This is a genomic window from Dyella solisilvae (assembly GCF_003351225.1).
GTDB classification, from domain to species: domain Bacteria; phylum Pseudomonadota; class Gammaproteobacteria; order Xanthomonadales; family Rhodanobacteraceae; genus Dyella; species Dyella solisilvae.
Map to the genome: position 1 here is coordinate 395,651 of NZ_QQSY01000003.1, position 11,285 is coordinate 406,935.

Consider the following 11,285-nt stretch of genomic DNA (forward strand, 5'->3'; position numbering starts at 1 on the left):
CGCCCGGCTCAGCGCTCGTCGCTGTAGGCGTCGTCCCGCACGCCGCGCATCATCTGTTCGCCGAGTCGCGATGCGACCGCGACTGGCCGACTTTGCCATGGACGCGAGCATACCTTGGCGGCGGATGGCGCCCGCTAGCGCGTTGCTGCGGCGTCGCATCGGGAGCAAACGTGTTGAGTCGCGCGCCCCGGGCGCAGTAAGGTCGGCCCTTCGGTCCGAACGTGAAGTTTTCCATGGCTCCCCACGCCTATTTCCGCTCCCTGCGCCTGGCTCCCCTGGCCGGCGCCATCATGCTGCTCGCGGCGTGTGCGTCTTCCGGCGCAGCCAAGCCGACGGCGCAGGCCAGCGACCTCTACGCGCAGCTGGATCAGGCCAGCAAGGGTTATGAGACGGCGGTGGCGCAAGCACGCGCGGGCAACACGCAGGCTTCGCAAAAGACGCTCGCCGCCGCGCTTGACCAGCTCAAGGTCGCGTCGGCGCATTGTTCGTCAACGCCCGGATGCGATCCGCAACGCTTCTTCTCGGTGTTCGACCGCCTGTTGCGCCTGAAGGACAGCAACTTTGCGCTCGGCGACGACGTGGACGGGATGGACGACGACCCGCCGGAAGGAAGCAGCGGCAAGAGCGGCGCGGCCAGCCTGCCCGAGGCGCAACGCAGCGTCACGTTGCTGCACGGACAGCAGCTGTCCCAGCTGATCGCCATGAATGGCCCGGTGAAGGCGGCGCTGGAAATGTGGCTCACCCAGTGGCGAGGCAACCTGATGGATGCCTACGTCAACTACCAGTTCCTGCGCTACCAGATGTGGCCGGAGTACCAGCGGCAGGATCTGCCCGAGGCTTTGCTGTTCGGCATCATGGCCAAGGAATCCGGCGGCAAGGTGCATGCGGTGTCGCGCTCGGGCGCGGCCGGACCGTTGCAGTTCATGTACGCCACCGGCCTGCGTTTTGGCCTCACCACCGAAGACGGCTTCGATTCGCGCTTCGATCCCGCCGCCTCGGCGCGCGCCAACGCCGAGTACATGAACGAGCAGCTCAGGGCATTCAACGACAACCTCGAGCTGACCCTGGCTGCCTACAACGGCGGCGAGGGACGCATGCGCCGCTTGGTCGGCGACAACACCGCGGTCAGCCTGTACGACCCGGTCATCTACAACCAGCTCTCGCAGGAAACCCGCGACTACGTGCCGGCCGTGCTGGCGGCGGCGTGGCTGTTCCTGCACCCGGAGAGCTACAACCTGCGCTTCCCGCGCGTGGACGGCGCCCAGGGCAGCATTGTGCTCAGCCGACCGGCTTCGCTGACCGAACTCACGGTGTGCCTGGGATCGGCGGGCGGTATGAGCGACGGCTGGTTCCGTACCCTGCGAAACCTCAACCCGCGGTTGGACCCGCAGGCCGCGCAGCCGACAGGCACGCGCATCATCGTGCCCAAGCTGCTGGAGCGTCCCTACGGGGCGCGTTGCGTCGATGGCCCGTGGCCGATCCTCGCCAACGACCTGCACACGGCGGTGTTGCCGGTCGTGCCGGCGACCCCGGCGCCTCCGCCGGCGCCGTCGCGCTCATCCGGCTCGGGCAAGGCGCGCAGCTATACGGTGCGCCGCGGCGACACCCTCACCAGCATCGTCAACCGCCTGGGTTGCTCCTCGGTGCAGGAGGTGGCGGAGATGAACGGCCTCAGCCAGCAGCACATCAAGCCGGGCCAGACCCTGAAGTTGCCGAGCTGTCGCTGAGCCCATCGTCGCGACAGAGGGCTCAAAGAAAAAACGCCGCCCCGAGGGGCGGCGTTTTCTTTCACGGCAATCCGCTCAGGCGGCGGCAGTGGCCTGCGGCGCCCACTTCTGGCTGGGGTCGGTGCGGTGGTCTTCCTTGAGCTCGCGCAGCAACCGCATCAGTCCACGATGGTGCACCTTGAGGTTCTGGTGCGGCGTGTCCTTGGTCTCGTGATAGGCCACCGCCAGCCACAGCGCAATGCCGCGCATGGCCACCTCGGCATTGTCCGAGCGGGCGCGGGCGAAACCGATGTCGGTGCCCTGGCCCCAGGGCAGGTAGCGCTCTTCCGGCGGCGTGCCGTACAGGTGAGGAAATTCGGCGCGCGACGCCTGACCAATCTCGCGCAAAGCCATGGTGCCCAGCCGGGCGCGGCTGCGCTTGGGCAGGGCGCGGATGCTGCGTTCGATGTCGTGCAGCTGGCGGCCAAGCTGGTGGCCGCGGGTCATCACGATCAGGCGGGTGACGATGCGCATGGAGTGTCCTTCGGTCAGGCCCCTGGAATGGCGGCCGCGTAGAGCGGCGCCGGACAAGAGCTTAGCCCTGCCCGACGCAGCGGTGCGCCAAAAAGGTCACAAAACGACGGAAAGCGTCACTTACCGCGTCAATAATTTGACGCATCGTGATCAGGGCTTGAGCGTCACGCCCAGCCGCTGGCCCACCTGCACCGCCTGCTGCGGCTGCAGCGCATCGAGCTCGGTCATGCCTTCGGGGAACAGCAGGATCACCGTGGAGCCCATGTTGAAGCGCGCCGCCTCGGCGAATCGCTCCAGTGAAATGTTCTGGCCGGCGAAGGACTTGCGGCGGATCGAGGGGGCGTAAGGGGGAATCACCAGGCCATCCCATACGGTGGCCACGCTGGACACCAGGATGGCGCCCACCATCACCAGCACGAACGGACCGTGCTCACCCTCGAAATGGCAGACCAACCGCTCGTTGCGGGCGAACAGGCGCGGGATCGCCTCCACCGCGAACGGCGCCACGCTGAAGATGCGGCCGGGCACATGCACCGTCTCCCTCAGCGTGCCTTTCAGCGGCATGTGCACGCGGTGGTAGTCGCGCGGCGACAGGTAGATGGTGGCGAAGCGGCCATTGCGATACGGCGCGGCGCTGGCCTCGTCGCCCAGCAGCTCGGCGGCGGTGTACTCCTGGCCCTTGGCCTGGAAGATGCGGCCATCGACGATCTTGCCGGCCTGGCTGATCTTGCCGTCGGCAGGCGAGAGCAGGGCCCTCGGATCGGAGTCCGCCAGGCGTGCGTCCGGCCGCAGCTTGCGGGTGAAGAACGCATTGAAGTGCTGGTAGGCCAGCGGGTCGGGCTGGGCCGCCTCCGCCATGTTGACCTGGTAGTTGCGCACGATGGTGCTGATCAGGAAGTTCTTCCACGGCGCGAAGGTCCAGCGCGTGGCCCAGTAGACCACCCGCGACAGGGCGCGGTGGGGCAGGATGTATTGCAGGAGTACGTTAAAGGTCATCCGGCAAGTATGAACGATGCCGCCGCAGATTGGGTCGGCGCCATGGATGAGGCGCGAGGAAGGTCGGCGGCTCGGGGCCGCCGACCTTCGTGCATCAATGGCCCGAGCCCAGCAGCGACCAACCTGCCGGGTAGCTCGCGATGGATGCGGATTGCCAGGGGTTACTGAACGGGCTGAAGGCGCCGACGGTATTGGTGTACCAGGTCAGGCCGCCCGGCAACCTGGGCGTGCTTGCCGCGTTCACCGAATCGTTGCCCCACACCAGCACCGCTTCGTTTGCCCCGTCCAGGTTACCCGTGGCGCCCAGGTAATCGCCCGGGTTGATGGGCAGGCTGCGGATCGCGTTGAACGTGGTCTGGCCTACGTTGCCCTGCGCATCGAAGTAGCGAACCCACTCGTACTGGGTGAACTGCATGGCGGCGTCATTCTGCACGTACACGTTGATGCCGCCGAAATCGCCCGCGATGGCCGCGCCGATGATGTGGCCCTGCGGGTCGTAATTGCCCAGGAAGGTCGAGGTAAAGCCCGTGTCGGAGCCTGCCCACAGATAGACGTCGTGCGCGTCGCTGGTCCACAACAGGTCCAGGTGGTTCGTCTGCATGAAGTGGCCGATGGCGGCCACGTGATAGCCGCAGGTCGCCTTGATCGTCTTCTTCTCCAGCACGATCGCGCCCTGCATGCGCCAGTAGCCGAACTCGCATTTGCGCTCGTTCCACCACAGCAGGTCGGCATTGTTGTCACCGTCGATGTCGCCCGCGCCAAGCAACTGCCAACCCTCGGGATACTCACCGATGCGGCTGGCATCGAATCCGGCGCCGTTGGAGGCCCAGAGCCAGAGATCGCGCTTGGCGCTGGTCAGCACGAGGTCGACCTTGCGGTCGCCGTTCAGATCGCCCGCCGCGCCCACGTAGTAGTCGGAAGGGACGTTGAACGTCTGGCGCGCGCCAGACGCGTAGGTGTACGGGTAGGTGTACGTCCACGTCGACAGCCAGTAGCCGACCTTGTGCTCCCTGGCGTTGTACCAGAGCAGATCGCTCAGGCCGTCGCCGTCCACGTCATCCGGCGCGACATAGGAATAATCGGGACGGAACACCTCGTTGGCTTCCTGCAGAAACGATGGCCATGGCGACACGGTGGTGGAACCACCTTCGTTGTCCCGAGCGATGACCGGCGAAGAAAAGGCCACAGCCATGGCGGCTGCGACGAACAGCTTCCCTGGATTCATGTTTTCCCCTTGATGAAGTGAAGTGCGCCCAGCCGGCAGACCCCTCCTTGGCTGGTCGCGGGCGGATTCTTGTCAGCCCTGATCCGGCCGGACAATCGGCCAGATGGCGGGCGTGACAGTTATTGCGACGCACCTCGCGGTTTCACCCGGGGGGACCCTGGCGGCGTCCCGGCCCGTCCCCATGGCCGCGCCGGCTATACTGTGCGACCCCTCGACGTCCAAATTCCCGCCGTGACCCACGAACTCGCCTCCATCATCGACTTCATCCGTTACGGCGCCAGCCGCTTCTCGGCGGCCGGGCTTACCTTCGGGCACAGCCACGACAACCCGATCGACGAGGCCACCCATCTGGTGCTGGCCAGCCTGCACCTGCCGCCGGACATCCCGCCGGCCTATGGAGCCGGCCGCCTGACCACCGAGGAGCGCGAGCGCGTGCTGGCGCTGATCGAGCGTCGCGTCAACGAGCGGCTGCCGGTGGCCTACCTGGTAGGTGAAACCTGGTTCGCCGGGCTGAAGTTCAAGAGCGACCGTCGCGCCCTGGTGCCGCGTTCGCCGATCGCCGAGCTGATCGAGTCGGGCTTCCAGCCGTGGCTGGACCATCGCCACGTCGAGCGCGCGCTGGACCTGTGCACCGGCTCCGGCTGCATCGGCATCGCCATGGCCGAGTACAACGTCGACTGGCAGGTCGACATCGTCGACATCAGCGACGACGCACTGTCGCTGGCGCGCGAGAACATCGTGTTCCAGCACGTCGAGGGCCGCGTCGAGGCGATCAAGTCCGACTTGTTCAACGGGCTCAAGGGGCGTCGTTACGACCTGATCGTGTCGAACCCGCCCTACGTCACCGAGGACGAATACGCCGCGCTGCCGGGCGAGTACAGCCATGAGCCGAAGCTCGGACTCACCTCGGGTGAGGACGGCCTGGACATCTGCGTGCGCATGCTCGACGAGGCGGCCGACTACCTCACCGAGGACGGCCTGTTGATCGTGGAAGTGGGCGAGAGCGAGCACGCGCTGGCGGCCCTGCTGCCGGAGGTCCCGTTCGTGTGGATCGAGTTCAAAGTCGGCGCCATGGGCGTGTTCGCGCTGGAGCGACGCGACCTCATCGAGCACGCCGACGCGATCCGCGCGGCGGCCCAGGCCCGTCAGGGCCGCTGACCGCCGATGGAGCTGGAGACGCCACGCCTTCGGCTCGATGCCCTCCGCCTGGACGATGCGCCGGTCCTGTATGGCTACCGCAGCGATCCCGAGGTAGGGCGCTACCAGAACTGGCGACCGGCCTCGCAGGCCGAGGTCGAGCGCTTCATCCGGCGCCAGGCGGCGATCACCAGCCCTGCGCCGGAGCAGTGGATGCAGCGGGCGATCCGCCTGCGCGCCGACGGAACCCTGGTCGGCGACCTGGCCTTCTGCGTCTCCGCCGACGGCCAGGCCGAGTTCGGCGTCACCCTGGCCACGCAGCGGCAGGGCCAGGGCTATGCGCGCGAGGCGCTCCGGGGGCTGTTCGGCTTTCTGTTCAATCATTTGGACGTCCATCGCGTGCACGCCTCGATCGACCCGCGCAACGCGTCCAGCATGGCCATGGTGCTTGCCCTGGGCCTGCGCCAGGAGGCTCATTTCCGCGAGAGCCTGCGCTTCCACGGCGAATGGGTGGACGATGCGGTATTCGCCATGCTGGCCCGTGAATGGCGGGCGATGGACGCGACTGACACAGGCGATGCTGCAACGCGGTAAGCTGTGCCGGTTTCCTTGCAGACGACGAGCCTCGTGTCCAGCAATTCCTTCGGCCAACTGTTCACCGTTACCACCTTCGGCGAAAGCCATGGCCCGGCCATTGGCTGTGTGATCGATGGTTGCCCGCCGGGCCTGCCGATCGCCGTCGAGGAGTTCCGCGCCGACCTGGATCGCCGCGCCACCGGCAAGAGCCGGCATACCTCGCAGCGCCGTGAGGCGGACGAGATCGAGATCCTCTCCGGCGTCTACGAAGGCAAGACCACCGGCACGCCGATCGCCTTGCTGATCCGCAACACCGACCAGCGCAGCAAGGACTATGGCGACATCGCCCAGTCCTTCCGGCCCGGGCACGCCGACTACACCTACTGGCAGAAGTACGGCATCCGCGACCCGCGCGGTGGCGGCCGCTCCTCGGCGCGCGAGACCACCATGCGCGTGGCGGCCGGCGTGATCGCCAAGAAATGGCTGGCTGAGCGGCATGGCGTGCGCGTGCGCGGCTATCTCTCGCAGATCGGCGAGATCACGCCGGGCTCGTTCGACTGGGCGGCCGTGGAGCAGAACCCGTTCTTCTGGCCGGACGCGCACGACGTGCCGACGCTGGAGTCGTACATGGACGCGCTGCGCAAATCGGGTGATTCGGTGGGCGCGCGGGTCAATGTGGTGGCCGATGGCGTGCCGCCGGGCTGGGGCGAGCCGATCTACGGCAAGCTCGACGGCGACCTCGCCGCGGCGCTGATGTCGATCAACGCCGTGAAGGGCGTGGAGATCGGCGACGGCTTCGAGGTGGTCGCCCAGCACGGCAGCCAGCACCGCGACGAGATCACGATGGACGGCTTTGCGTCCAATCACGCCGGCGGCATCCTTGGCGGCATCAGCACCGGGCAGGCCGTGGTGGCCTCGATGGCGCTCAAGCCCACCTCGAGCATCCTGATCCCCGGACGCAGCGTGAACCTCGCCGGCGAGCCGGTCGACGTGGTGACCAAGGGTCGCCACGACCCCTGTGTGGGCATCCGCGCCACGCCCATTGCCGAGGCGATGATGGCGCTGGTGCTGATGGATCATGCCCTGCGTCACCGCGCCCAGTGCGGCGACGTGGGCGAAATGAGTCCACGTATTCCCTGAACATGGCCGGTTCGCTCGGCGGGCCGGTCGAGAAGCGATGTAGACGTTAGATGACTGCCAAGCCCAAAGTCTGGATTGCGCGCCCACTGTTCCCCGAGGTGCTGGCGCGCCTGGCGCAACACTTCGACATCGAGGCCGAGGCGCTCGATCGCCCGCACGACGCAACCGAGCTGAAGCAGAAGCTGGCCGGCGTGGACGGCGCCATCGTCGGTCTCAGCGACCGCGTGGACGCATCGGTGCTCGAGGGCAACACGCGCCTGAAGGTGGTGGCCAACCTCGGCGTCGGCCACAACAACCTGGACCTGGACGCGCTGACCCGGGCCGGCGTGCTCGCCAGCAACACGCCGGACGTGTTGAACGAGAGCGTGGCCGACTTCGCCTGGGCGTTGATGCTTGCCGCGGCGCGCCGCATCGGCGCCGCCGAGCGCTGGCTTCGGGCTGGCCACTGGCCGGGCAGCAACATGCGCTTCGACGACTGGATGGGGCTCGACCTGCACGGCCGCACGCTGGGCATCCTCGGCATGGGGCGGATCGGGCAGGGCGTGGCGCGCCGCGCGTCGGGTTTCGATATGCGGGTGCTCTACCACAACCGCTCACGCCTGCCTGAGCTGGTCGAGCGGGAGTGCCGCGCCACCCTGGTCGACAAGCCGGAACTGCTGCGGCAGGCCGATTTCCTGGTGCTGGTGCTGCCGTTCACGGCCGCCAACAGGCATGCCATCGGCGCGCCTGAACTGGCGCAGATGAAGCCCTCGGCGGTGCTGGTGAACATCGCCCGTGGCGGCATCGTGGACGATGCCTCCCTGGCGGCGGCTCTGCGCGAGGGTCGGCTCGCCGCAGCCGGCCTCGATGTGTTCGAGGGCGAACCGCAAGTCCATCCGGACCTGCTGGCGTTGGACAATGTCGTGCTCAGCCCGCACATTGCCAGCGCCAGCGCCCAAACACGCCGGGCCATGGCCAACCTGGCGGCTGACAATGTGATTGCCGCCCTGGGCCAGGGCGAGGTGGCCGGGAAGCCGCCCACGCCGCTCAATCCGGCCGTGCTTCATCACCGGACGGCAGGCAAAGCGTGATGACTTTCACGCCCGTGCGTGTCGCGGGTTGTTTTGCGCGCCGCCCCGGCTAGATTTCCGCTGATAGCGGAGATCGGCGCCGCCGGGGCGGTTTTCCGATTCCTCCTACCTGATAACGGGACATGAGCAAGAAGAGCAGCTACAAGGTGGCAATGGTTGGCGCGACGGGCGCCGTGGGTGAAACCCTGCTGGCCATCCTGGCCGAGCGCGATTTTCCGGTAAGCGAGCTGGTGCCGTTGGCCAGCGAGCGTTCGGCGGGTGAAAAAATCACCTTTGGCGGCAAACCGGTCACCGTCCAGAACCTGGCCGACTACGATTTCGACGGCGTCGACATCGCGTTCTTCTCGGCCGGCGGCTCGGTGAGCCGCGAGCACGCCCCGCGCGCCGCCGCGGCGGGCGCAGTGGTGATCGACAACACCTCCGAGTACCGCTACCAGGACGACATCCCGCTGGTGGTGAGTGAGGTGAACCCGCACGCGATCGCCGAGTACACCACGCGCGGCATCATCGCCAACCCGAACTGCTCGACTATGCAGATGCTGGTGGCCCTGGCGCCGATCCATCGCGCCGCGGGCATCGAGCGCATCAACGTGGCCACCTACCAGTCGGTGTCGGGCGCCGGCCGCAGCGGCATGGACGAGCTGGGCAAGCAGACCGCCGCCCTGCTCAGCTTCCAGGACGTGGAGACCAAGAAGTTCTCCAAGCAGATCGCCTTCAACGTCATCCCGCACATCGACGACTTCCAGGCCAACGGCTACACCAAGGAAGAAATGAAGATGGTGTGGGAGACGCGCAAGATCCTCGAGGACGACACCATCCAGGTGAATCCGACGGCGGTGCGCGTGCCGGTGTTCTACGGCCATTCCGAGGCGGTGCACATCGAAACCCGCGACAAGCTCACTGCCGCGCAGGCGCGCGAGCTGCTGGAGCAGGCCGAAGGCGTGGTCGTGATCGACGAGCGCAAGGCGGGCGGCTATCCCACCCCGGTGGGCGATGCGGCAGGCCAGGATCCGGTCTTCGTGGGCCGTATCCGCGATGACATCTCGCACGAGCGTGGCCTGGACATGTGGATCGTGTCGGACAACATTCGAAAGGGTGCGGCGCTCAACGCCGTGCAAATCGCTGAACTACTCATCAAGGATTACCTGTAATGAAACTGCTGCTGTCCGGGTTGGTGTGTTGTGCCTTGGTGTCCACATTGCCGGCCCGGGCGGCAGAGACGGAGAAGGCGCCTGCTGGCAAGATCGATCAGCAGGCGAAGCTGGATCAGGCGATCGCCCAGCAGCAGGCCGAGGTCCACCAGCTGCAGGGCGACGTCGCCCGCGAAGAGTCGCGAACCCATGACTCGGACGAAAAACTGAAGCAGCAGGACCAGGCTATTGCCGACCTCAAACGGCAGCTGGAAGTGCTCAAGGCCGCCCCGAAGGACGCCGGTCACCCCTGATCCGGTAGCTGGCGGGTCTTTTTCACACAAGAACAAACCGCAGCAAGATCACGTAAGCATTGGCCGGCGCTATTGTTGATTGGCCTGTACCTAACTAAAGTGGCCCCTCGTTGCAGGTGCTGCCGCCTTGCGGCAAGCCAACAAAAAACGGCACGGGGTCGTTCGGGGGAATACACGATGAATCGTTCGTTGAAGCTGTCGATGCTGTTGGCGCTCGCCTTGGGCAGCAGCCAGGCAGCGGCGCTGGAACTGGGCCAGATCCAGGTGAAATCGGCCCTAGGGCAGCCGCTGCTGGCCGAGATCCCGGTCAATCCCGATAGCCCCGCCGAGTTGCAGGACCTCACCGCGAAGCTGGCCTCCGCGGCGGATGCCGCCCAGGCGGGCGTGGCCGCCGGCCCGACCGTGCCGCTGCAGTTCGCGGTGGTCGATGGCGCCAATGGCCGGAAGGTGATCCGCATCACCAGCTCCGCGCCGGTCAACGACCCCTACCTTGACCTGCTGGTCGAGGTGAACAACGCCGCCGGCAAGAGCCTGCGCGAGTTCACCATCCTGCTCGATCCGCCCAACGTTGCTTCCCAGGCGCCGGCCACCCAGGCCCCGGTGCAGTCGGCGCCCAAGAAGTCGCGCAAGGCCCCGACGACGCAGGCTCCGGCCAGCGCCCCGTCGACAGAAACGGCCGCTGCTCCGGCGCCGGCTCCGGCTCCGGCCGAGGCGCCCAAGCCCGCCCCGTCGCCTCGCGCCGCCGCCGGCAGCAACTTCGGTCCGGTCGAGCACGGCCAGACCCTGTCGGGCATTGCGCACGAGGTCGCGCCCAAGGGCGTGGACGTCAATCAGATGCTGCTGGCCCTCAAGCAGGCCAACCCCGATGCGTTCTACCGCGACAACATCAACGCGCTGAAGTCCGGCGCGGTGCTGCGGGTGCCTTCCCGTGAAGATGCGCAGGCGATGGCGGTGGCTGACGCCGTCGCCGAAGTGCGCCGCCAGAACAGCGACTGGCGCTCCGGCGCCGCCCGCACTCCGACCACCGTGGCCGACGCCGGCGCCCGCGCCAACGCCTCGGCCGCACCTTCCGCCGCGCCCGCGGGCGATCACCTTGCGCTGGTCCCGGCCAAGGAGGGCGCCGACAGCGCCGCTGGCCGTGGTGACAAGGGCGGCAAGGCCGAAAAGAACATGGTCGCGCTGCACCAGGACCTGATGCGCAGTCAGGAATCGCTCGTCACCCTGCAGCAGCAGGGCAATGAGTTGAAGTCGCGCCTGAAGGACCTGGAAGACATCAACAGCAAGAACGAGCGCCTGCTCTCGCTCAAGGACAACGAGATCGCCGAGCTGCAGCACAAGCTTGCCGATGCCCGCAAGGCCTCGGGCCAGCCGGCAGCCAAGCCCAGCGAGACGGCCAAGCCGGAGGCAGCCAAGCCGCCGGTGGCGGATGCGATGGCGAAGGCGAATGCGCCGGCGGC

General features: G+C 67.2%; 11 protein-coding genes. 8 read left to right on the forward strand and 3 right to left on the reverse strand.

The window, feature by feature from the left end; translation table 11 throughout:
* The first annotated feature begins 233 nt into the window (after positions 1 to 233).
* A complete protein-coding gene (locus tag DVT68_RS13920) occupies positions 234 to 1,727 on the forward strand; it encodes a transglycosylase SLT domain-containing protein (RefSeq protein WP_114825690.1) in 1,494 nt (497 codons plus the stop codon).
* Between the two features lie 75 nt (positions 1,728 to 1,802).
* Here the strand turns inward: DVT68_RS13920 and DVT68_RS13925 are convergent, their stop codons facing one another.
* The 3 genes from DVT68_RS13925 to DVT68_RS13935 form a co-directional block, all read right to left on the reverse strand.
* Entirely contained in the window at positions 1,803 to 2,240 is a 438-nt protein-coding gene (locus DVT68_RS13925) for a hypothetical protein (RefSeq protein ID WP_114825691.1), read from the reverse strand.
* Positions 2,241 to 2,390: 150 nt separating this feature from the next.
* Complete coding sequence (gene asd / locus DVT68_RS13930; RefSeq protein WP_114825692.1) at positions 2,391 to 3,236, reverse strand: archaetidylserine decarboxylase; 846 nt, start codon at positions 3,234 to 3,236, stop codon at positions 2,391 to 2,393.
* Positions 3,237 to 3,330: 94 nt separating this feature from the next.
* Positions 3,331 to 4,461, reverse strand: a complete 1,131-nt coding sequence (locus DVT68_RS13935) for an FG-GAP repeat domain-containing protein (RefSeq protein ID WP_114825693.1) — start codon at positions 4,459 to 4,461, stop codon at positions 3,331 to 3,333.
* A 231-nt stretch (positions 4,462 to 4,692) separates the two neighbouring features.
* Here DVT68_RS13935 and prmB point away from each other — a divergent pair, with 231 nt between their 5' ends.
* From prmB to DVT68_RS13970, 7 genes are all read left to right on the forward strand, one after another.
* The gene (prmB, locus tag DVT68_RS13940; protein ID WP_114825694.1) at positions 4,693 to 5,619 is read left to right on the forward strand and encodes a 50S ribosomal protein L3 N(5)-glutamine methyltransferase; all 927 of its coding nucleotides are present in this window, start codon (positions 4,693 to 4,695) and stop codon (positions 5,617 to 5,619) included.
* 6 nt (positions 5,620 to 5,625) lie between these two features.
* A complete protein-coding gene (locus DVT68_RS13945) occupies positions 5,626 to 6,192 on the forward strand; it encodes a GNAT family N-acetyltransferase (RefSeq protein ID WP_114825695.1) in 567 nt (188 codons plus the stop codon).
* A 33-nt stretch (positions 6,193 to 6,225) separates the two neighbouring features.
* On the forward strand, positions 6,226 to 7,314 hold the full coding sequence (gene aroC, locus DVT68_RS13950) for a chorismate synthase (protein ID WP_114825855.1): 1,089 nt from the start codon (positions 6,226 to 6,228) through the stop codon (positions 7,312 to 7,314).
* 50 nt (positions 7,315 to 7,364) lie between these two features.
* Positions 7,365 to 8,384, forward strand: coding sequence for a 2-hydroxyacid dehydrogenase (locus DVT68_RS13955; RefSeq protein WP_114825696.1), 1,020 nt, complete (start codon positions 7,365 to 7,367; stop codon positions 8,382 to 8,384).
* Between the two features lie 122 nt (positions 8,385 to 8,506).
* Positions 8,507 to 9,535, forward strand: coding sequence for an aspartate-semialdehyde dehydrogenase (locus DVT68_RS13960; RefSeq protein ID WP_114825697.1), 1,029 nt, complete (start codon positions 8,507 to 8,509; stop codon positions 9,533 to 9,535).
* Positions 9,535 to 9,828, forward strand: a complete 294-nt coding sequence (locus DVT68_RS13965; protein ID WP_114825698.1) for a hypothetical protein — start codon at positions 9,535 to 9,537, stop codon at positions 9,826 to 9,828. The genes DVT68_RS13960 and DVT68_RS13965 overlap by 1 nt, the downstream gene beginning before the upstream one ends.
* A 177-nt stretch (positions 9,829 to 10,005) precedes the next feature.
* Positions 10,006 to 11,285 (forward strand): type IV pilus assembly protein FimV (locus DVT68_RS13970; RefSeq protein ID WP_325050433.1); only part of this gene is annotated, 1,280 nt, incomplete at its 3' end.